At 37.6% G+C, this 23,261-nt stretch carries 19 protein-coding genes; 16 read left to right on the plus strand and 3 right to left on the minus strand.

The window, feature by feature from the left end; all coding sequences use genetic code 11:
* Positions 1 to 75 precede the first annotated feature (75 nt).
* Together SCA31_RS00660 and SCA31_RS00665 are read left to right on the plus strand one after the other, a co-directional pair.
* Entirely contained in the window at positions 76 to 675 is a 600-nt protein-coding gene (locus SCA31_RS00660) for a porin family protein (RefSeq protein ID WP_410694835.1), read from the plus strand.
* A gap of 177 nt (positions 676 to 852) precedes the next feature.
* On the plus strand, positions 853 to 1,380 hold the full coding sequence (locus SCA31_RS00665; RefSeq protein ID WP_410694836.1) for a hypothetical protein: 528 nt from the start codon (positions 853 to 855) through the stop codon (positions 1,378 to 1,380).
* A 130-nt stretch (positions 1,381 to 1,510) separates the two neighbouring features.
* Here the strand turns inward: SCA31_RS00665 and SCA31_RS00670 are convergent, their stop codons facing one another.
* Positions 1,511 to 2,608 (minus strand): taurine catabolism dioxygenase TauD, encoded by a 1,098-nt coding sequence (locus SCA31_RS00670; RefSeq protein WP_410694837.1) that lies wholly within the window; start codon positions 2,606 to 2,608, stop codon positions 1,511 to 1,513.
* Positions 2,609 to 2,822: 214 nt separating this feature from the next.
* Between SCA31_RS00670 and SCA31_RS00675 the strand changes: the two genes are divergently transcribed.
* The 9 genes from SCA31_RS00675 to SCA31_RS00715 are packed head-to-tail and all read left to right on the plus strand — an operon-like array spanning position 2,823 to position 16,475.
* Positions 2,823 to 4,349 (plus strand): pyridoxal phosphate-dependent decarboxylase family protein, encoded by a 1,527-nt coding sequence (locus SCA31_RS00675; RefSeq protein ID WP_410694838.1) that lies wholly within the window; start codon positions 2,823 to 2,825, stop codon positions 4,347 to 4,349.
* The gene (locus SCA31_RS00680) at positions 4,321 to 6,729 is read left to right on the plus strand and encodes a GNAT family N-acetyltransferase (protein ID WP_410694839.1); all 2,409 of its coding nucleotides are present in this window, start codon (positions 4,321 to 4,323) and stop codon (positions 6,727 to 6,729) included. Before SCA31_RS00675 ends, SCA31_RS00680 begins: the two co-directional genes overlap by 29 nt.
* Entirely contained in the window at positions 6,722 to 8,038 is a 1,317-nt protein-coding gene (locus tag SCA31_RS00685) for a lysine N(6)-hydroxylase/L-ornithine N(5)-oxygenase family protein (RefSeq protein ID WP_410694840.1), read from the plus strand. The genes SCA31_RS00680 and SCA31_RS00685 overlap by 8 nt, the downstream gene beginning before the upstream one ends.
* A gap of 9 nt (positions 8,039 to 8,047) precedes the next feature.
* Positions 8,048 to 9,862, plus strand: coding sequence for an IucA/IucC family protein (locus SCA31_RS00690; protein ID WP_410694841.1), 1,815 nt, complete (start codon positions 8,048 to 8,050; stop codon positions 9,860 to 9,862).
* Positions 9,859 to 11,262, plus strand: a complete 1,404-nt coding sequence (locus tag SCA31_RS00695) for an MATE family efflux transporter (protein ID WP_410694842.1) — start codon at positions 9,859 to 9,861, stop codon at positions 11,260 to 11,262. The genes SCA31_RS00690 and SCA31_RS00695 overlap by 4 nt, the downstream gene beginning before the upstream one ends.
* Position 11,263: 1 nt before the next feature.
* Positions 11,264 to 11,509: an acyl carrier protein gene (locus SCA31_RS00700; protein ID WP_106915662.1), complete on the plus strand. Its 246-nt coding sequence runs from the start codon at positions 11,264 to 11,266 to the stop codon at positions 11,507 to 11,509.
* Between the two features lie 4 nt (positions 11,510 to 11,513).
* On the plus strand, positions 11,514 to 12,902 hold the full coding sequence (locus tag SCA31_RS00705; protein ID WP_410694843.1) for an AMP-binding protein: 1,389 nt from the start codon (positions 11,514 to 11,516) through the stop codon (positions 12,900 to 12,902).
* Entirely contained in the window at positions 12,889 to 15,309 is a 2,421-nt protein-coding gene (locus SCA31_RS00710) for a TonB-dependent siderophore receptor (protein WP_410694844.1), read from the plus strand. Before SCA31_RS00705 ends, SCA31_RS00710 begins: the two co-directional genes overlap by 14 nt.
* Before the next feature lie 2 nt (positions 15,310 to 15,311).
* Complete coding sequence (locus tag SCA31_RS00715) at positions 15,312 to 16,475, plus strand: PepSY-associated TM helix domain-containing protein (RefSeq protein ID WP_410694845.1); 1,164 nt, start codon at positions 15,312 to 15,314, stop codon at positions 16,473 to 16,475.
* A gap of 61 nt (positions 16,476 to 16,536) precedes the next feature.
* On the opposite strand, the gene SCA31_RS00720 is transcribed toward SCA31_RS00715, so the two are convergent.
* Positions 16,537 to 18,024 carry a PLP-dependent aminotransferase family protein gene (locus tag SCA31_RS00720; protein WP_410694846.1) on the minus strand — a complete coding sequence of 496 codons (1,488 nt, stop codon included), beginning with the start codon at positions 18,022 to 18,024 and terminating at the stop codon, positions 16,537 to 16,539.
* 66 nt (positions 18,025 to 18,090) lie between these two features.
* Here SCA31_RS00720 and SCA31_RS00725 point away from each other — a divergent pair, with 66 nt between their 5' ends.
* The 5 genes from SCA31_RS00725 to bioA all read left to right on the plus strand — a co-directional run bounded on the left by SCA31_RS00725 (position 18,091) and on the right by bioA (position 22,840).
* On the plus strand, positions 18,091 to 18,714 hold the full coding sequence (locus SCA31_RS00725) for a hypothetical protein (protein WP_410694848.1): 624 nt from the start codon (positions 18,091 to 18,093) through the stop codon (positions 18,712 to 18,714).
* Entirely contained in the window at positions 18,707 to 19,816 is a 1,110-nt protein-coding gene (locus SCA31_RS00730) for an aminotransferase class I/II-fold pyridoxal phosphate-dependent enzyme (RefSeq protein ID WP_410694850.1), read from the plus strand. The genes SCA31_RS00725 and SCA31_RS00730 overlap by 8 nt, the downstream gene beginning before the upstream one ends.
* A gap of 23 nt (positions 19,817 to 19,839) precedes the next feature.
* The gene (bioD, locus tag SCA31_RS00735; RefSeq protein ID WP_410694852.1) at positions 19,840 to 20,448 is read left to right on the plus strand and encodes a dethiobiotin synthase; all 609 of its coding nucleotides are present in this window, start codon (positions 19,840 to 19,842) and stop codon (positions 20,446 to 20,448) included.
* A gap of 2 nt (positions 20,449 to 20,450) precedes the next feature.
* Complete coding sequence (bioB, locus tag SCA31_RS00740) at positions 20,451 to 21,434, plus strand: biotin synthase BioB (protein WP_410694854.1); 984 nt, start codon at positions 20,451 to 20,453, stop codon at positions 21,432 to 21,434.
* A gap of 113 nt (positions 21,435 to 21,547) precedes the next feature.
* A complete protein-coding gene (bioA, locus tag SCA31_RS00745; protein WP_410694856.1) occupies positions 21,548 to 22,840 on the plus strand; it encodes an adenosylmethionine--8-amino-7-oxononanoate transaminase in 1,293 nt (430 codons plus the stop codon).
* Between the two features lie 42 nt (positions 22,841 to 22,882).
* On the opposite strand, the gene SCA31_RS00750 is transcribed toward bioA, so the two are convergent.
* Positions 22,883 to 23,200 (minus strand): winged helix-turn-helix transcriptional regulator, encoded by a 318-nt coding sequence (locus SCA31_RS00750; RefSeq protein WP_410694858.1) that lies wholly within the window; start codon positions 23,198 to 23,200, stop codon positions 22,883 to 22,885.
* Positions 23,201 to 23,261: the final 61 nt, after the last annotated feature.

Genomic DNA, 23,261 nt, shown 5'->3' on the forward strand with positions numbered 1-23,261 from the left:
ATAAAAAAACTCTCCTTATTTATAAAATATTGAACTGTAATATTACAAAAAGCAATTTTTTTTAAAACATTTTATATGAAAAAACAATTACTAGTCTTATGCATAGTTATGGGGACTATGACATTTGCTCAATCTACAGACGGACCAAGATTTGGTGTTAAGGGCGGAGGTAACCTTTCAAGCATAACTGGAAGTGATTCCAAGTCAAAATTAGGATTTTATGCAGGAGCATTTGTAAATATTCCAATTTCTGAGGCATTTACTATTCAGCCAGAGGTTGTGTACAGCCAACAGGGAGCAAAGGCAAAAGACGATTATGAAATGGCTACTTATAAAGTGACGAATATGGAACAAACCCTTAGCTATATCAATGTTCCAGTAATGCTACAGTACAGTGCCACTCCTAAATTTTATCTGGAAGCGGGTCCTGAGTTTGGAATCCTTGTCAATGCACAGACTAAAGGAGATATTAATGGTCAAACTTTTAAGGCAAGTAATAAGGATTCACTAAAAACCTTTAATTTTGGATTGGGAATTGGACTTGGATATAAGTTTACTCCTAATATTGGAATTAACGCCCGCTATATTACCGGTTTAACTAAAATTGTAAAGGATGGACTTGGAGACTCTTCAAAAAACACAAATTTCCAGCTAGGTATAAATTATTTTTTTTAACCAGTAAAAAAAGCCAGGTTAAAGATAGATCTATCAAATTTGTAAGATTTAATAGATAAAGCTTTCTTTTCCTATCTATAACTGACTTTATATTTTAGCTCCTACTATAAACTGTAGGAGCTTTTTCAAAATATCAAAAAAGGCGATAGGTATTTATATAATCATTAAATTTAGATTATGAAAAAAATTGTTTTATTACCTTTTTGTCTTTTATTTATTTTTTGCTCGAATCAAATTAAATTGAATAAGGGAAAAGATATTGATATTATACTTCCGTTAAAACATATTGATACCCAGTCAACAGAGGTTATAGAGGAAACTATAAAAAATAACACTAATAATACTTATATTATTGATCCTTTGGGGGTTTATGGCAAATCTTTTATATTAGAAAATGCAAAAGTATTAGATCCCTATTTATATTTTAAAAGTGGATATTATTCTAGAAATGATAGATCTTGCCATGAAGATTTGATTATTTTAAAACCATTTCAAACAATACATCATTCAATAATCTTCGATAAAAACAATCGAGCAGTTTATAGATATACTAAATCTAATAAATATGAGCAAATTGTTAAATCTTTTCATAACAGATACAATGCAACCATTTTAGGTTGCGAATCTTATATCAAAGAGTTGGAATCTAAAGGCTATAAGGTCCTGGAAGACAGTGTTGTAACTAAAATACCTTTACAACCCTAAGAATTTTAACTATTTAGTATTGAAAAAACTACTTAAAGTAAAGAATGTATCATGTGAATAATAAAAAATCCTTTTTAAGATTATACTTAAAAAGGATTTATCATTTTGTGATTAACTTAAAGGCTACATTCTAAAGATGCCGAAAGTTTTTCCCTAAATGCTCTTCGATCACAAAAAATGGATCTTCTGTAAGCGTATGGGCTCTCATATCAATAAGACTTACCTTACTCATCATACGCAGCATAATTCTTCTCTCACAAGGATGTTCTATGCCATCAATATTTCTTACTCCTGCACGAAAAGCTGATCTTCCATGAGCACATAAATGATTGTTGACAAGAATAACATCTCCGGCCTGAGGGGTAAAACCTGAATAAATCAAATGCCTTGCTTCTTCCCAGAATTCTGTTAAATACTGATGAGCTTCTTCTGTTTGTTTTATACTTGAATTGAAAAGCTGTTCTGCAGCATCAAATCTCATAAACGGAAGTTTGTAATTTCCATACAATACAGAATCCAGTGTATCTACTTCATTTTGTTCCGTTTCAAGATTCGCATCCTTAGGGATCTTGTAAATACGGTCAAAAAGAGGTCTGTAATTTTCTCCAATGGATTCGTGAGAGCGTATAGAATAAAGAGTGGACGGAACCTGCTCTTCATTTCGGACATACATAAAACTCAGAAAGTCTGCCTGATGTTTCAGAAACGCATCTTCTGTATGTACATAAAGATCGGTTGAAGATCCTGATCCGGTTTGCGTTTCCCTCATTTTTTCATCGGGAATAATGGCATGAATTAACCCACCTCCCTGACGCTGAGAATAATACTGCACCGGCTTGGAGGGCAAAGCTCCATGAATAAGAGCACATGCAAATCCATAAAGGTAAAATTTTGAATAATCGGCAGACTGCCAATTGGGTGGAGTAGATCCTATATTTTCCTGATCTATTTCCATCAATCCCTTAAAGATCAATGCTCCATATTGATTCTTGGAGAAATCACTTGCAAAATCAGCTGCTATATTTAATATTCTTTCGGGTAGAAAATAAGACGCCAACTGGTGGACGTGTCTAATAAAATCCCGGTTTTCATAGTTCCCATATTTTTTCTGAAGATGTATTGCTGCATCTTTTATCATTCTTTGTTCCTGAGAGGTGATCTCAATGACGGTAGGAAGCAGTTTTACCTGCGTTAACGTCTCGTTATCTAAAATTTTTATAGAATTCATTAAAAAAAATTTGGTGTTAAGTAATAATTTTTATCTTTGTTTTTAATTATTCTAAATAACAATAGCGAGTTCAAATTTAGTAATAATTACTCAACCACCAAATAAAATATATAAAAAATGTAAAATTTAAAAACTTGACAATCAGCTACATATGTACATGTGTAAAAAAAACCAAAACAATTCACGATTTAAAAAATCACCATACAAATAATTTATGAACAACAATTTAATATCCCTAGGAGCGCTTTCAAGTGTAGCCTCACCCCACAATTCGGGGAATTTTGGGAATATTTTTCACCCTGACAATTATGACCATTATCGTCATGCTGTCAACAGTACTTTAGACCTTGTACAGGAGTTTCTTGATAGAAACAAAAAGCCATTCAGCGGCATAGAGGCTAAGGAAATGAAAAGAATGGTAGAACAAATCGACCTTAATCAAAAACTTTCAAACTATAACGAGCTTCTTTCTGAAGTAGATGATATTTATGTAAAACATGCAACGGCTTTTCACCTTCCGGAATACGTTGCCCATCTCAATTGTCCCATTGTGATTCCCGCTTTAGCTGGAGAGGTTCTGGTAAGCGCTATCAATTCTTCTCAGGATACGTATGATCAAAGTGCAGGAGGAACCTTTATGGAAAGAAAACTAATTGACTGGACTGCCGGTGAAATTGGGTATAATACGAATGAAAGTGACGGTGTTTTCACAGCAGGAGGCTCACAAAGTAACTTAATGGGACTGGTTATGATGCGTGACTGCTTCTCCCAGAAAAGATATAATCATAATATTAAAATGGACGGCCTGCCAAGGGAAGCAGATCGTTTCAGAATCTTTGTTTCAGACAAATCTCACTTCAGTAATCTGAAAAATGCATCTATAATGGGGCTTGGAGAGAAATCGATCATTAAGGTTCCTACTGATGATGAATTCCGTATGGATATCTCTCTGCTGAAGAAGTATATTAAAAGAGAAGAACAGATGGGAAATATTCCTATTGGTATTGTAGCTACAGCCGGAACCACCGACTTTGGAAATGTAGATCCACTGGAGGACATCGCCAATATAGCAGAACATTATAATATCTGGATGCATGTGGATGCAGCGTATGGATGTGCTTTGCTGTTAAGTGAAAAGTATCGCCACCTACTGAATGGAATTGAAAGAGCAGATTCAGTGACCATTGATTATCACAAGTCATTCTTCCAACCGATCAGCAGTAGTGCTTTTATTGTTAAAAATAAAAAAGAACTGTTAATCCTTAAGCACCATGCTGATTATCTGAATCCGAAAGAAATGGATGAGGAGGAAATTCCGGCTCAGATTAATAAATCCATCACTCAGAGTACCAGACGATTTGATGCTCTTAAATTATGGTTTACTTTAAGAATGATGGGCAAGGAACAACTGGCAGAATATACGGACACTGTTATCGATCTTACAAAGGATGCAGCCTCTATGATCACTGAAGATCCTGATTTTGAGCTTCTTTCAGAAACTGATCTAAGTGTTCTTGTTTTCCGATATATAAGACCTGAAATAAATGATCTGGATGCCATGAACCAATATATTAAAATGAAGCTTTTCTACAGCGGAGAAATATTGGTGGCAAGTACCAAGGTAAACGGGAATTTCTATCTGAAGTTCACATTCCTGAATCCTATAACCACTACAGAAGATATCCATAAAATCCTCACTAAAATCAAAATGCATGGAAAAGACTTTAGTACAGAAAAGTAGAACCGGAGAACAGGCACGGGAAATTACCTACAGAATTCTTCTTAACGGAATGCTGAGGGAGCTTGGAAACGGAAAATTTTATCAGGGAATTCCAAAGTATGATCTTCTTACTGCACAAGCCCTTAAAAAAAGTAACTATACCTTGCACCTTAGGTTTGAAATGAAGAAAAGCGGAATGTTTTTATTCGCTCCTGTTTCTTACCGTTCTGAAAGTGCATTTCATGAATATGGTTTTCCTGTCTGGGCTGTGGATCATAAGAATAATAAGACGTTTGAAGTTAACATTCAAAAACTTATTGAACTGATTTATAAAGAATTTTCCGATCGATATACTGAAACAGGATTAGAACATTTTGAGAAAAGGATTCAAAGCAGTTTAAGAAATCTTGAATTAACTACTGAAGCCTGTCTACAACAACAAAATCTTTTAAGCTATTCATTTTTAGAGTCTGAGCAGATGCTTCCCGCAGGACACAATCTGCATCCTTTCACCAAATCCAGAATGGGATTTTCTGAGGAAGAGCAAATCCTGTACGGACCGGAATTTAAAAATGGATTTCAGCTGGAGTATTTTCTTATTCATAAAGATTGTATTTCTGAAAAATCCCTGCCGGGGATCTCTGCAAAAGAAATATTCGGGAAACTGGCTTCAATACCGGAAAATTACGATTCTAAAACCGCAAATGATTATTATGTAGTTCCCTGCCACCCATGGGAAGCCCAATATCTACAGACCACAAAAGAATATGCAGATCTGCTAGGATCCGGAAAAGTGATCCATCTTGGACCATCCGGAGAAGAGTTTTTTGCAACATCATCCATCAGAACGCTTTATAGCCCGAACTTCAATTGGATGCTAAAATTCTCACTGCATGTTCTGATGACCGGATCTGTAAGGACCAACAGCCTGAAAGATCTCAAAAGAGGATATGCTTCTTCTATATGGTGGGAACAGGAAAAAGCATCTTTTGAAAAAGATTTTCCAAGTTTAAAACTCCTGTTAGAGCCTTCTTCTTTAAGCGTTGACTATAATGGAGAAAATATCGACAGTTTCAATATCCTGATCCGTGAAAATCCTTTTTCTTCCAAAGATAAAGTTCTTCTACTGGCAAGGCTTTGTCAGGATGAAACTACGGACAGCTCTAATTTTACCAATCATTTCTTTAATGACGTTTCTGCTCATCTAGGAATGGAAACCGAACAAGCTATCATCAATTGGTTTAAAAAGTATACGCAATTACTCATTTCTCCTTTGAACAGGTTATTTAATCAATTGGGAATGGCCCCTGAAGTTCATCAGCAAAATCTTCTTATACAACTAGATGATCAGCTTCTTCCGGAAACCATCTATGTAAGGGACGGACAGGGATATCTTTTAAGAGAAAGCTTCAAAGAAAAATATAAGCAATCCATAGAAAATTGCCCTGAAATTGAAACCCTGTTTATAAGAGATGAACGTCTTCTGGATATTGTTTCTCATCATCTTTTGGTAAGTAATTTCAGTGCATTAATTTCGTCCATCGGTAAAACAGGGCTCATTGAAGAGCAGAAGTTAATCCATATTCTTTATCAGGAATTTGAGTGTGTGCATCAATCTGAACCGTCAGATTTCACCAATTATGCTTTGTATCAAAGGTATTGGGCTGTAAAATCAAACCTACAGTCGGCTGTTCTGGATGTAGACGGTGGTGTAAATGCCTCTGCCATTGCGTATGCTAAGGTTCCTAATATTCTTCACAAGTATTTCTTTTCAGAACAACTGATCCATCCCAAAGGAAAGGAGGCTTTCTTTAAGCGTTATTTTCCGAAGGAAGATGTAACAACAGGCATGCGCCCGATAGATCTTGAAAATGATCTTGAAATGCTCCATGAGTGGTTCAATAGAGAACATGCTGTTAAGATATGGCAGATGAACTGGCCTATTGATGAACTGGAAACCTATTACAGACTGATGCTTCCAAGTGACGAGGCTCACAGTTATATTGTTGAAAGTAACGACGAACCTACCTGTAATATTGAGGTTTACTGGGCATGCAGAGACATTGTAGGAGATTATTATGAAGTCTTGCCTACAGATTATGGAACCCACCAGTTTATAGCACCTACTGATCCTAAAAAGAAATTTGTATCCCCATCTACACAGTCTATGGTTGACTATGTTTTTGCACAGCCACAGGTTGGGAAAATGGTAGGTGAAGGTTCTGTGGATTCTCTTGCTTCTATGATGAATAAAGCTCATGTTGGATTCAAGGTAGAAAAGGTAATTGAAATGCCTCATAAAAAAGCCAATCTTAATTTCTGCTACAGAGAATGGTATTGGGAAAAATTTCCACTGAACAAAGACGTACAAATCACCACAAACATCACAAAAAATGAATAATGAAACCATTTATAATGTAATAGGTATTGGCATAGGTCCCTTTAATCTGGGGCTTGCTGCCTTATCTAATCCGATTCCGGAGCTAAAGACTCTTTTTCTTGACCAAAGAGATGGTTTTGACTGGCACCCGGGATTAATGATTGACCATGTAACGCTACAGACTCCATTTTTATGTGACTGTGTTTCAATGGCTGATCCTACCAACCCTTTAAGTCTACTTAATTATTTGAAGGTAACGGGAAGACTTTATAAGTTTTTCATCAGAGAAAATTTCTTCATTCCCAGAAAAGAATACAACCGCTATTGCCAATGGGTAATTGAGCAGCTTCCACAATGCCGCTTTTCAACCCAGGTAATAGATATTGAATATGTGGACGGCCTTTATCTGGTTACCACTATCCACACCAAAACTAAGGAAAAAACAGTTTTAAAAACGGAAAGATTAGTTTTAGGAACAGGAACACAACCTCATATTCCTTCTTTTATTCCTAAAGATGATTCCCGCATCATTCATACAAGTTCTTATTTGTATAGAAAAGAAGAGCTTTTGTCTAAAGGCCGTAAGATAGCCATTATTGGTTCGGGGCAGAGTGCTGCGGAAGTTTTTTATGATCTTCTCCAAAACAGGGATGATAATACGGAATTAGGATGGTATTCCCGTCCGGACAGATTTTTCCCTATGGAATATTCTAAACTGACACTGGAACTTACTTCTCCTGATTATGTAGAATATTTTTATAACAGAAATAAAGAAGCCAGAAAGACCATTCTAAGCAAGCAGCAGAGCCAGTTTAAAGGAATTAATTATGATCTGATTAATGACATTTATGATTTCATCTACGATCTTAATATCGATAATATCGATCCGATGCTTAAAATCATTCCGAACAGCCAGCTGAATAGGGTAGACAATGGTAAACCGGACCTTATTAATCTTGAATTTACTCAATTGGAACAGGAAGTTCCTTATGAACAGGAGGCTGATTATCTGATCCTTGGTACCGGATATCATTATCATGAGCCTGCATTCCTGAAAAATATTCAATCCAGAATCAAAAGAGATGCTGACGGATTGTTTGATGTTAATAGAAATTACTCGATAGATCACAACAACGGAGAAATCTATATACTTCATGCAGAAGTCCATACACACAGCTATATTTCTACAGATCTGGGAATGGCTGCCTACCGAAACTCCTATATCATTAATGACATCCTTGGAAGAGAGCATTATAAAATTGAGAGAAAAATAGCCTTCCAGGACTTTGATGTAGAAAAATACGCTGATTTACCCACTGCCAACATTTAATACTAAAAAATGAACACCAACTTAAAAAATAATATCATCAGCCAGGAACACTGGCAGCAGGCCAACAGAAATCTAATGGCCAAAACCATTGCAGAATTAATGCATGAGGAACTCTTGAAACCTGTCCCATCATTAGAAGATGAAATGGGATATACCTTATTCACCCTTGCAACAGGTGTTGAAAATGTTGTTTACAATTTCCGTGGACAGGAAAGAATGATGGATTATTGGCATATTGATAAAGACAGTATTTCTAAAACCGAGAACGGTGAAAAAACAGCTTTTGTAGATGTAGCGGCCTTTTTCCTGGAAATGCAGTCTGTATTTGATCTTGATCCTTATACCATTGCAAGATACACAGAAGAATTACTGCATACTTTATATTGTGATGCCCTGATTCTTGCAAAAGGAGTAATGCCCTCAAAGGACCTTGCAGCAGCTGATTATCAAACCGTGGAACATAATATGACCGGACATCCGTGGGTAATTGTAAACAAAAGCAGACTTGGCTTTTCGCCTCGTGATCTGAAAACATTTGCTCCTGAAGCTGAGGAAAACCTTAAGGTAATCTGGTTGGCTTCCCATAAGAGCAGATCGGCATTTCAGTCATTGGAACATATCAACAGAGAGGACTTTTACCGTTCCGAAATTGGAGATAGGCTTTATAACGATTTTCAACAAAAATTGACAGAAGAGGGAAAACTTGTTGAAGACTATCATTTTATCCCTGTTCATCCTTGGCAATGGGAGCACAAACTTCAGATTCATTTTGCTGGAGATATTGCCAACGGGCTTTTAATCCAGCTGGGAGAGGGAGAAGATGTTTATAGTCCACAGCAAAGTATCCGTACTTTATTTAATGTAGATCATCCTAAAAAGAGATATCTGAAAACAGCGGTTTCTATCCTAAGTACAGGGAACATCAGAGGGCTGTCTCCTAAGCAAATGAAAATTGCCCCATCTATTACAGACTGGGTGAAAGGTTTAATAAAAGATGATACCTATCTGGAAAACAAAGGAACCATTTTTCTGGGTGAAGAAGCTTCAATTGCCTATCTGCATCCGCAGTATGGAGCTATTGCCAGTGTACCTTATCAATACAATGAATTTCTTGGAGCCTTATGGCGTGAAAGTGCAGAAAACTACCTTACAGAAGAAGAACAAATGGTTACCATGGCTTCATTGCTTTATGTTGACGATAATGGAATCCCTTTGGTACAGGCTTTTGCAGAGAAAGCAGGAATGAGCATTAAAGAATGGATAACCGCTTATCTTGATGCTTATCTTACCCCTTTACTTCATATCTATTATACCCATTCATTATGTGTAACTCCGCATGGTGAAAACATTATGGTCGTGTTAAAAAATGGTGTACCCCAGAGAATTGTCATCAAAGACTTTGTGGATGATATTGTTCTTACCACAGAAGCAAGAGAAAAACTTCCTGCACACCTTGCAGATGGGTTAATACAGTCTTCTAACAAGGAAAATATCCCATTATTTATTTTACTGGGTGTATTTGATGCATTCTTCAGATATCTGTCCAATGTACTGCATACCTATTCCAACTTTCAGGAAGAAACATTCTGGACCCTTGTTCACGAATGTATAGAAAGCTACAAAGCAGAAAACCAACAGCTGCAGGAACGTTATGAAAAATATGATCTGTATGTTCCAACATTCAAGAGATTTTACATCAACAGCCTGCGTCTGAAAAATAATGGATATAGTGAAAATAAGGCATTTGCCATTCCAAGAAAAGATGGTGCATTGCCTAATCCGCTTTATCAGATAGCCAATAAAAATTCTGTAGCTGTACTATGAGGAAACTCCTGCATATCCTAAAAAATGGAACGGCTTTCGCCTACGGAGCCTTAGCCGGAAAAAAAGTAGAGCTTACTTCCGGAAGCATTAACCGTTCCATTTTTAGCTTAGCAATTCCAATGGTGATGGAGCTTGTGATGGAATCCGTCTTTGTAAGTGTCAACCTTTTAATTATTGCCAGATTAGGTGATAAGGTTCTTGGCCTTGTAGGAATTACGGATAACTACATCAATTTTGCCTATGCCATTGCGGTAGGACTTGGTATTGCTGCAGCCACCCTTACGGCAAGAAGAGCCGGTGAAAAGGATAAAGAAGGAATGGGAAGAACCGCTCATTACATTATTCTTTTAGCTCTGTTTTTCGCCCTACTTATTGGTGGGGTCTCCTGTTATTTTGCTTCTGAAATTGTAGGATTTCTGGGAATTAATACCAATACGGTAAACGAAGGGCTATCATTTTCAAGGCTTGTGTTTCTGAGTATCGGGCTTGTTATCCTGCGTCTTTCGGTGAATGGGCTTTTCAGAGGGGCCGGAGATGCAGATCTTGCCATGAAATCATTGTGGATCTGCCATATTTCAAATATCATCTTTGCTGTAATCCTGGTCTTTGGATTAGGGTTTATTCCAGCTTTCGGATTGATGGGATTGGCTTATGCAACGGTTTTATCCAGACTTCTAGCCGTCTTGTATCAAGGTTTTATCTTTCTGTCCGGAAAGACGAGTATCAATATCCTTATGCCTTTTCATTTAGATCTACCATTACTCAGAAAGATTTTGAAAATCGCTTTTGGAGGATTGGTTCAATATATCATTCCTACATCAAGCTGGCTGATTATGGTGAAAATTATATCCACATTCGGAACAACAGCCCTTGCCGGATATATTATTGCTCAACGTATCGCTTCAGTAGCTACTATGCCTGCATGGGGAATAGGAAATGCTGCAGGAGTGCTTACAGGGCAGAATTTAGGAGCCGGTGACGCAGCCCGTGCAGAAAAAACAGTCTGGAGAGCAGGGACCATTAACATGAGCTATCTGCTTGCCGTAGCATTATTCTGGCAGCTTGCCGCAGAATATGTAGTAAAATTCTTTACTACAGAACCTGAAGTAGCAAGATATGCTGTGCAATATATTCATGTCGTTTCTATGGCCTATCTGTTATTAGGATTTACAATGGTCATCAGCCGTGCCCTGAATGCTGCAGGAAATATCATGCAGGTCACCTTATTGTATATCGTCATGTTCTATGTCATTCAGCTTCCCCTGGCTTATCTCCTGGGGGTAAGATTTCAATGGGAACTGAAAGGAATATTTACAGCTATCGTTTCTTCGGAAATCGTATTAGCCCTATTATTCTTAATGATCTTTAAAAATGGTAAATGGAAAACTATAAAAATTTAAAATGAACACTACAGAAGAATTTTATGAAATTATCGCATCTGCAATTGCGGTAAAAAAAGAATTGGTAAATGAAAACCTTACGTATCAGGAAATCCCGGAATGGGATTCTATGTCTCATCTTCTTATTGTAGAAGCTCTTGAGCAGTTTTACCAGATCAAATTTGACTTCAATGATATTCTGGAAATGGGTACCGTTGGAAAAATTCGTGAAAAAATGAAAAAATACGAGGTACTCGTAGAAAACTAAGAATATGAAAATTTTAGAAAATGTAATTGCCAACAAGAATCTGGTATTTACAGAGGCTTCAAGCGGTAAAACCATACCGATTGGAGCGCTGTATCGGTCCTTAGGCTTAAATCCTGTAGAAAAAGGGCTCCTCTTTTTGTACAATGACAATCAGCTGCCGGGTATTGAGGTTTTGCTCAATTTTTACGGGACAGCTCATGCTATTGCCTTACTGGGACAAAAGCTTAATTCGGAGTTCAAAGATCGGATTGAAGCTGAATATCGTCCCAAATACATCTTTGATCCGCAAAGGGAAGCCATTCCCGGATACAGCCTGAAAGAGTTCTCGGACACCATTAAGATCTTTACCCGAGACAACTACAAAAGTGAGGTTAATATTCATCCGGATATTAAAATTTTACTCAGTACATCAGGAACGACAGGTATTCCAAAGCTGGTGAAGCTATCGGACGAAAACCTTTACCAGAATGCCATCAGTATCCTTCAATACATGCCCATTCTGGAATCTGATGTAGTTCCTTTAAATGTACCGATTAATTTTGTGTATGGGTTCTCTATTTTCACCACCAACTGCATGCGTGCCGGAAGAATAGTATGTTCTGACAAAGACATTATGCAAAAGGCTTTCTGGGATGACATGGAAGAATATGGATACAGTACTCTGGGAGGGGTTCCTTATTTGTATGAAAACCTGAACAGAATAGGTTTTTTCAGGAAAGACAGTCCAAGCCTGAGGTATTTCACCCATACCGGCGGAGTCATTAATGGAGAATTGAGAAAAACACTCTTTTCGTACTGCAGCGAGTATAGTAAGCACTTCTTCGCTCAATATGGACAAACCGAAGCGGGTGGAAGAATGGCTTATCTTACCACAGATGGGCTATTGGAAGAAGAAACCTCCATCGGCACTCCTGTAGAAGGCGGAAGCTTCAGTATTCATCCTGAAACAGATGAATTACTCTTTTCACATGTTAGTATTTTCGGAGGCTACGCCAATACGCTTGAGGATCTTGCGTCCTACGAGCAGCCATCGGTATTGCACACCGGAGATACGGCCACAAAAGGTGAGAACGGAATATATTATATCACAGGCAGAATAAAGCGTATCATGAAGCTTTTCGGAATACGTCTTAATCTGGATGAGGTAGAATTTATTCTTAAAAACGAACTGACGGGAAATACTTTTGTTTGTCTTAATTCCAATGACAAGAAGATCATTGTGCTTTATGACAATAAGGATATTGACCCTGAGATCATCACAGAAACCATTAAAAACAAACTGCGCATTAACCCACAATATGTGCGCACTGGGCTTATAGAATCATTTCCATTATCACAAAACGGTAAAATAAATTATCCCCTGTTACAAAACTTACAACATGAAAACATTTAAAACCCTTATATTACTTTTTACCCTTGCCTTATTTTCAGGTTCTCTTTCTGCACAGCAGAGTGAACGTATTCGTGGCAAGGTCATGTTGTCTGAACAGGCACCCGTAAAAAACGCACTCTTAAGGCTTGTCAACACGTCTTATCAGGCAAAAACCAATAATTTAGGAGAATTTTACTTTGATAATGTAACCCCTGGAGAATATACTCTCCAGGTGGTTTTAAATGACATTGAATTGATGCGGGAACAAATCCACATTAAGCAAGATGTCTATGAAATACCTACTGTTTATGCCCCTGCGCAGAATAATGTGATTGAGGGGATTACAGTATATGCTTTTAGTAGAAATAAATTTCTGGCTAAAGACAGTACTTCAATCTCTAAAATGCCGCTTAAAAGCTTAGAAAATCCACAAGCTTACACTATCATCAATCAACAGATTTTAAAAGAACAGCTTACCTATGATGTTTCAGAAGTACTGAAAAATGTTCCGGGTATGGTAAAAATGCAGGGAAGCCCGGGAAGAGGTTCAGGAGACGGAAGTTTTTATTACAGTCTTAGAGGTTTTCCTACAAAAATATCAATGGTAGACGGTGTTCCTGCCAATACCAATGGTGAAGTTGATCCTGCGGATATTGAACATATCGAAGTGATTAAAGGACCATCAGGAACTTTATACGGAGGAGCAGTAACTTCTTTTGGAGGACTGATTAATGTAGTGACCAAAAAACCAAAGGATTATTTCGGAGGTGAAATTTCATATCTGATGGGAAGCTATAACCTGAATCGTGTGACGGCAGATGTTTATGGACCCGTTACGGATTCCAGAAAAACATTGTTCCGTCTTAATGCTGCTTATCAGTATCAAAACGGTTTTAGGGATTCTGAATTCAGAAAGTCATTCTTTGTTGCTCCTACATTAAGTTATCAGGTAAATGATAAGTTGAAATTTAGCTTAGGAGCTCAGATTTATAACTACGAGGGAACCAATACTCCTATTATTTTCCTTGCCAGATCAAGGCCTTTTGTAGCCCATACACCTGATGAACTTGGATTCGACTGGAAAAGATCATATTCAAATAATGATATGACTTTAAAAGCTCCATCCATCAATGTAAAAGCGGAGGTTAATTATAAAATTTCGAAAAACTGGAATTCACAAACCCTGATTTCGAGAAACTATAGAAAAACTGAAGGTTTGTACCAATATCAATTCATCAGAGGAGATAAAAGTGATGCAATGCTGGAACGTAATGTACAATGGCAAAACTCAGAAGCTGCTTCTACAAGTGTTCAACAGAACTTTAACGGACAGTTTAACATTGGAAGGATCAAAAATAAGGTGTTGATTGGTTTGGATTATTTAAATCAATCTCTGAACAACAACCATTCGCCTATCATTAAGTTTGATACCATCAACGGACAGGATCTTACTGCCAAGTATGGTTTTATCTCTAGAGATTTGGCAATGCAGAAAATTCAGGTTTCAAAGGCTGCTTTAACAAGAACGACAACATCAAGTAATATTTATGGAGCTTACCTTTCTGATGCTGTTTACATTACTGACAGATTGATCACTTTATTAAGTTTACGTATCGATCATTATGAAAGTAAAGGCCAGCTTAATCTAAACAAAAATGAGCGTTTAGGTGAATTTAAGCAAACTGCATGGTCTCCTAAAGTGGGAGTTGTTTACCAGATCTTTAAGGACCGCTTCTCAGTATATGCTAATTATATGAATGGGTTCAGCAATACAGCTCCGGTTACTCAGGGACTTGCTGATTATGACGGAAACATGAAGCCGCAAAAATCCAACCAATGGGAAGCAGGATTCAAAGGAAATCTTTGGAGAAACCGTATTAATTTTACAGTAGGATACTATGATATTCTGGTTGATAATATGCAGAGAGAAATTGAAGTAATGCGTGAGGGAAAAGGATACAGAATCACCATTCAGGATGGAGAACAAAGAAGCAAGGGAGTTGAATTGGAAGTAATTGCAAATCCTCTTCAAGGTTTGAACGTTATGGCAGGATATGCATATAACGACAGTAAGTTTGTGAAAGCGGACCCTACTGTAGATGGACGTCGTCCAGGATCTGCAGGACCGGCAAGTGTCTTTAATTCATGGGTGAGCTACGTACTTCAATCCGGCAGTCTGGAAGGACTAGGTTTTGGATTTGGAGTCAATCGTGTAGGGCATCAGATTACCGAGCATAAAACAACTACAGGAAAATTCACTTTCCCTGCTTATACTCTCATCAATGCATCCATCAGCCTTGAAAAAGAAAGATACAGACTAGGATTTAAAATGAATAATTTAGGCAATGCACAATATTTCGCAGGACAAGGGGTTGTAGTAGCTCAAATGCCTCGTAATTTTGTTGCTGAGGTAAGCCTTAAATTTTAACAATGAAGCTTAAATTTAGAAAAATAGCATATCAGTTACATCTATGGCTCGGACTAACGTCCGGGCTTATAGTTGTTATAATGGCAGCTACTGGATGTATTTTAGTATTTGAAGAAGAATTAAAACATGTTGTTCACCCGAAAAGATATTTTGTAGAGAACATTGGAAACAAAAAACTTTCTCTTTCTGATCTTACAGCAAAAGCCGAAAAAGCCCTGCCTGATGGATTAAAGATCAAAAGAGCTGTTATTTCATCCGATCCCTCCCGTACTTATGTTTTCCGAACTCTTAAAATGGATAATGAAGCGCTGACCTATTGGGGAACTTATCTTTATTATTATAGAGTTTATATAGATCCATACACCGGGAAGGTTCAGGAAGTAGAAGATGCCAAAAAGGATTTTTTTGAAATTGTACTGGATCTCCATAGAAGACTATTACTGGGAGAAAAAATAGGGAAAACCATTACAGGATATTCTACATTGATTTTTGCCATTATTCTCCTTTCGGGATTAGTGATATGGTATCCGCGAAAGATGAGCAAGGCTATGTTGAAAGGTATGTTCTTCATTAAAACTTCTGCCAACTGGAAAAGAATCAACTATGATGTTCATAATGTGTTAGGATTTTATGCGGTAATTCCTTTATTATTTATTTCTTATTCTGCATTGATATGGAATTTTGAAAATGTAGATAAATGGATCAAGAATACCTTGAATGGCAATACCCCTACAGAAAAGAAAGCAAAAAGTAAAATCCCTACAGAAGAACCTGATGTACCCATCAATATTTTGGATATGATTGACAGTAAGGTTGAAAAAGGCTTAACCAATAAAAAATCTGCGCTTGTTAACTTTCCAAGAACAGAGGAAGGAACCTATTATGTAGAACTTACGTTCGGAAAAAAACAATACCAGAATGAAAACTTTAACTTTGATCAGTATTCAGGTGAAACTCTAAAACATCAATTTTATAAAGACAAAAATATAGGATATGGTACCGCACTAAGAGAAAGAAATTACGATTTACACACAGGAAGCCTCTTCGGGATCCCCGGCAGAATTATGTATCTTTTTGCAGGAATCATTGCTGCATCGCTTCCCATTACAGGTTTTATTATTTATCTCAACAAGAAAAAGAAGAAACCCAAAAAGAAAAAAGCATAAGTAAAATTGACCAAGCCTCTATTATTGTAGAGGCTTTTTTATGACTGTATTCTTATACTTATCAGACTAACAGTGTTACATTATGGGAAAGAATATCAATACTTTTTTTCATTTCATCTACATTCAGATCTCCGAAGCCAAGCCTCATGGCTGTAAGTCCTTTGTTTTGATAAAGCAACGTTTTCGGAATAAAAAGGTTATCCAGAGCACATTTTCGGCTTAACTGCATGAGATTAATCGGAATATTCCATTCCAGCCAGATCGCCAATCCGCCTGATGGTTTTTCAAAGGTGATATAATCGCCTAGGTTTTCTCTAAGCAAAGCAGAACAATAATCCCGTCTTTCCTGGTATACCTTTAAAGATTTTTTAAGATATCGGTTAATTTCTCCTTCCTCAATCATTTCTCCCAACGTTCTTTCCATAAGAATATCGCCCTGCCTGTCGATAATTCCAAGATGCTTTCTCATTTCCACCATCAGGTTTTCGGGCGCCACAATAAATCCTGTTCTGAATCCCGGAGCCAGAGATTTCCCAAATGATCCTATATAGATTACCATTCCGTTTGTATCTGCACTGGCCAAAGGAAGAATTGGGCTTTTATCATAGTGAAATTCATAGTCATAATCATCCTCAAGAATAACGAAGCCATACTCGTTGGCCAGTTCCAGCAATTCCAGTCTTCGCTGGGCACTGAGGGCAACTGTAGTAGGATAGTGGTGGTGCGGGGTAAGATAAAGCATTCTTATTTTCTGCCTTTTACAGGCTTCCCTTACACTTTCCACAATAATCCCGTCTTCATCGATAGGAAGAGTTACAATATTTACCCCTGCTTTCTGGAAGATCATATTCACCGAAAAATAACTTAAAGCTCCTACTAAGACCGTATCTCCAGCAGAAAGAAGAATTTCAGAAACAATATAAATACTCATTTCCGTACTTCGGGTAATCAGTAGATTATTCTTGGAAATGGGCAATCCACGGGATAAATTAAGATATTGAGACAAATGTTCCTTAAAAAACTCACTCCCGTCATGGTTGTAATGTCCCAATCCTTTTTGATTGGATTTGCGTTTAAGAATAGAACTGTAAAACCGTGAATGCTGGCCAATCTGGGTAAGTCTGATATCAGGCACACCATCATTCAATACAAATTCACAATCTGAGTGTTCAAAAGGGTTATCCAGTATATTGGATGTTTTAAATGAAAAACCTGTTGTTTTAGGATAGTTTAAAAGATTATTCTCTTCAAAATCCTTTACTCTTATAGGTTTCTCCTGATCCTTGCCAATGACAAAAGTTCCTTTATTGGGAAAACTTTCTACCCAACCCTGAGCACACAATTCGTCATATACCGCTACCGCCGTATTTCGATGAATATCCAGTATTTCACTGAAGGCCCTTGTACCGGGAAGCTTTGTTCCAAAAGGCAAATATCCCCGTTGAATAGAATTTACCAATTGATTGGCAATCTGCAAATAGATAGAAGTCTCTGATTTTCTATCTATTTTTATAAAACTTTCATAAGGGATCTTAACCGGACTATCCATAATATCAAAACTGGCACCATACAACCATCCGGCAATATACTACTTTTGACATCAAAATAAAAATCTATGGAATTTCATCATCTGTTAAAAAAGATTGTACAGGATGGCAAAGCCCATGCAAAATGGCTCAATACATTATCCTTTATGGAAAATGCCGGTGCAAGGAAAATCTCAAAATGCGAACACCCCATTCTTGTAAGTGAGATTCAACTGAAGCATGCTGCTGAAGAACACCGTCATGCCTATTATCTAAAAAAGCAGATTGGAAAAATAAATCCTGAACTCTGCAAAACCTATGAGAATAGTGAACTTCTGGCTCCGATAGCAACACGACAATATCTCCATTCCTTAGACATTAAAGCATGCAGATATCTTCAGGAGGCATTTCAACTGAGTAAGGAAGATCTTAAATATGCGGCTTATCTTTTTGTAACCTATGCCATTGAAGTAAGGGCAGACGAACTTTATCCGGTCTACCAGCAAGCACTTACCGAAGAGTCTTCAAGAATTATGGTAAAATCCATTATTTTGGAAGAAGAGGGCCATTTGGAAGAAATGATCAATCAGCTAAACGAATTTTCCGCAGACTGGAAGCTTCATGCTGAACACATTCTTACTATTGAAAAAGTGCTTCATGAAGCATGGATCAATGCTGTTACAGAAGACGTAGAGCAATTAAGTTATGCTTAAAAACATTGACTATTTTCAAGAATCTCTCGACAAAAGAAAAGAGGAGGGTACCTTAAGGAAGCTTCAATCCCGCTCTGAGGGAATTGATTTTTACTCCAATGATTATCTGGGGTTTGCAAGAAATAAGGAGTTACAGAGTATTTTATTACAAAAGATCAATGATAATCCGGCCTTATTATCGGGGAGTACCGGATCAAGGCTGATTAGCGGAAACAGCGATATTGTAACAGCAGCAGAAGGCTTTATTGCAAAAAAGCATCAATTTTCATCTGCTTTGCTTTTCCCATCTGGATATAATGCCAATCTAGCATTGTTTTCCACACTTCCTAATCGGCATGACACCATTATTGTAGATGAACAGATTCATCGTTCTGTACATGATGCCTGCAAAATGTCGAATGCCAGAAAGATGAAGTTTAAACATAATGATCTGAATGACCTTGAAAATGTATTAAAAAGACAGGAGGGGCATTGTTATATCGCCATAGAAAGTCTTTACTCAATGGAAGGCGATTTTGCATCCATTCAGAAGATTTCTGAAATGGCAAGGCATTATAAGGCCGATTTATTGGTGGATGAAGCGCATGCTTTTGGGGTGTTCGGGCATGGATTGATCGAAAAGTACAATCTACAGGATCAGATTACAGCAAGCGTCATCACCTACGGCAAAGCATTGGGGGCGCATGGAGCAGCTATTCTTTGTAATGATACTATGAAATCTTATCTCATCAATTTTGCGTCTCCCTTTATTTATACTACTTCAGCACAGGATTTTCAATGGATGAGTATAAAAACGGGATATGAATTTCTGGAAAGCAATCATAAAACAACAGAGAAACTTCAGAATAACATCAAAACTTTCCGAGAACAGGGACTAAATTCTCCTTCTTCTGAAAAAAGCCCTATTCAGGCTATTATAATTCCTGACAATCAAAAATTAAGTATGCTGCAGAAAGCTTTATCTAATGAGGGATTTACAACTTATGCCATATACAGTCCCACAGTAAAAGAGGGAACGGAACGACTCCGAATATGTCTTCACAGCTTCAATACAGAGGAAGAAATTATCAGGCTTACAGGAATTATCAAAGAATTTAATTAAAACAAAAGAGCTGAAACAGCAATATGAAACTATTTATAACAGGAATAGGAACTGAAATAGGAAAAACCGTTTGTTCTGCTATTTTAGTACAGTATTTCAACACTGATTATTGGAAACCTGTACAATCAGGAGATCTCCACTATACGGACAGTAAAAAAATTGAAGACTGGACAGACAATACAGTATGTCATCCGGAAACCTATCGTCTGCAACTGGCGGCATCTCCGCATCAATCTGCAAGAGCAGAAAACACAACCATTACCCTTGATGAGTTTCAATTACCGGAAACTCAAAATTCATTGATTGTAGAAGGAGCCGGAGGTCTTATGGTACCTCTTTCGGATCATAGTTTCATGATTGATCTGATAGAGAAGTTACAGATTCCAACTGCACTTGTTGTGAGGAATTACCTAGGCTGCATCAACCATACCTTGCTTTCGGTCATGGCATTACAACAAAGGAAAATTAAACTTGAATACCTTATCCTGAATGGAGAATTTCCTGAAGATACAAAAAGGGTAATCTGCTCCTTCATTGGCAGCGATACAAAAATTATCAGAATCCCTGAAATTAACCCTCACAAAGAAAATATTACTGCTACGGCAAAACAATTAACAATAACAAAATTATGATAATGGATAGAAAAACAGAGATTAGAAATAACTGGACCAAGGAAGAAATTGAGAACATTTACAACCTTCCCTTAATGGAGCTAATCTATAAGGCAGCAACGATACACCGTGAAAGGCATGATCCATCCGAAGTGCAGATATCTACTTTGCTGTCAATTAAAACAGGTGGTTGTCCTGAAGACTGCTCATATTGTGGACAGGCGGCACGTTACCACACCAATATCAAAGTGCAAGCCTTATTACCTACGGAAACCGTTATCGCTCACGCTCAAAAAGCAAAAGACAACGGTTCTTCAAGATTCTGCATGGCTGCTGCATGGCGCGAAGTCCGTAACAACCGTGACTTCGACAGAGTGATAGATATGGTAAAGGGAGTAAATGAATTAGGATTGGAAGTATGCTGTACGCTGGGGATGCTTACTGAAGAGCAGGCAATCAGGCTTCAGGAAGCAGGACTATACGCTTACAATCACAACCTTGATACTTCTGAACAATATTATGAAGAGATTATCTCTACCAGAACATTTGATAACAGAATCAATACCATCAATAATGTCAGAAAGGCAGGAATTACCGTATGTTCCGGAGGAATTATAGGATTAGGAGAGACCCATAGAGACAGAATATCAATGTTGCTCACCTTAGCTACAATGCCAAAGCATCCGGAATCAGTTCCCATTAATGCATTAGCAAGGGTAGAAGGAACTCCATTGGAAAATAATGAAAAGGTAGACACTTGGGAAATGGTAAGAATGATTGCTACAGCCAGAATTGTAATGCCAGCATCAATGGTAAGACTAAGTGCAGGCCGTATAGAAATGACGGAAACAGAACAAGCATGGTGCTTCATGGCAGGTGCAAATTCTATTTTCACGGGGGAAAGAGAAACCCTATTGGTAACGCCTAACCCCGGAGTATCTGAAGATATGCAGATGCTGGAAAAGCTTGGACTTCGACCTATGCTTAAAAAAGAAACCTGCTGTTAAAAAATTATAAATGATGAGTTATGAGTTTTTGGATTTTAATCATGAGTATTCTTGTATTCATCCTGGCTCTTGTGTCTGATTTTTTGAATCATTAATACATTTTACATCAATACATGAATACAATAACACAACAGGTAGGTCTTACACAGAGAGACAAAGCCGTCAACTGGCATCCCTACACACAGATGAAGACTGCAGATACGATCATCCCCATTGTAAAAGGAGAAGGCATCTATCTTTTTGACAATGAAGGCAAGAAATACATGGACGTGGTTTCATCATGGTGGGTAACGTTGCATGGGCATTCTCATCCTTATATTGCACAACGTATATTTGAACAGCTTACCACTCTTGAACAGGTTATTTTTGCAGGCTTTACCCATGAACCCGCCATACAGCTTTCGGAAAACCTATTAAAGCTTTTACCGGTCAACCAGAAGAAGGTTTTCTATTCTGATAACGGATCCACCGCTGTTGAGGTTGCATTAAAGATGTGCATTCAGTACGCCCATAACCAAGGGAAGAAAAAGACCAAGATTCTGGCTTTTAAAAACGCCTATCATGGCGATACCTTTGGGGCCATGTCGGTAAGCGGAAAAAGCTTTTGGACAAAACCGTTTGAAAGCATGTTGTTTGAAGTTGTTTTCATCGATACTCCCAATGCTGAAAACCTGAAAGATCTACAATCACAGATCAGAAGTTTGAAAGATGAGGTTGCTTGCTTTATTTATGAACCGCTGGTTCAGGGAGCCGCAGGAATGCTAATGTATAATGCGGAAGACCTAAGCAGTTTGATGAAATCCTGTAGAGAACTAGGCATTCTTATGGTTCAGGATGAGGTTTTCACAGGCTTTGGAAGAACCGGAAAGCTGTTTGCCGCCAATTATCTTACCGAACAGCCGGATATCATGTGTTTTTCAAAAGGACTAACAGGAGGAACCATGCCAATGGGAATCACAACATGTTCTGATGAAGTCTATAATGCCTTTTGGTCTGATGATAAGCATAAAACCTTGTTTCATGGGCATTCCTTTACAGCAAACCCTTTAGCATGTACTGCTGCCTTGGCAAGCATGGAAATATTACTTAAAGAAGATACCCAAATGAATATCAAACGGATCACTCATCAGCATTCTGAATTTGCAAAATCACTGGCCACACATCCGCAGGTAGAACATGCCCGCCAGGTTGGAACCATTTTAGCCTTTGATTTTAAAACAGAGTATGGAACATCCTATTTCAATGAAATCGGGAAAAGGCTTTACAATGAGTTTTTACAGAGAGGAATCATTATGAGGCCTTTAGGAAATGTTATCTATCTGGTGCCACCTTACTGTATTACTTCCGAAGAATTAGATTTTGTATATGAGAATATTATAGAAGTATTAGATCAGTTCAGAGACTAAAAAGGCCTATCATAATTACAATAAAAGAACCTAAAAAGCACATTATAAGCTCAGCTCGTTTCCCCATGAATGAAGTTCAGAAAGGATAGGGCCGAGCTTTTTTCCTTTCTCAGTCAGTTTATAATAAACCTCCGGAGGAAAATTATAGACCTCAATTCGTTCCACAATATGATCAACCTCCAATTGTTTAAGCTGTTCTGCAAGCACCTTTTTGGAGACCCTGGGCATATTCCGCCAAAGCTCCACAAAGCGCACCGTATCTTCTTCAAAAAGGTTGTGTAGAATCAATGGTTTCCATTTACCGGAAAGAATATCCAAACTCCGTCTGAGACCACAATTTTTAAACTCCTCAAAATTCATAGCTTACTTTAAAGTTATATTGGTAACCTTTTGGTAACCTTCGATTGTTTTCATGCAGCTC

It is taken from the genome of Chryseobacterium sp. SIMBA_028, from assembly GCF_046535285.1.
GTDB lineage: Bacteria > Bacteroidota > Bacteroidia > Flavobacteriales > Weeksellaceae > Chryseobacterium.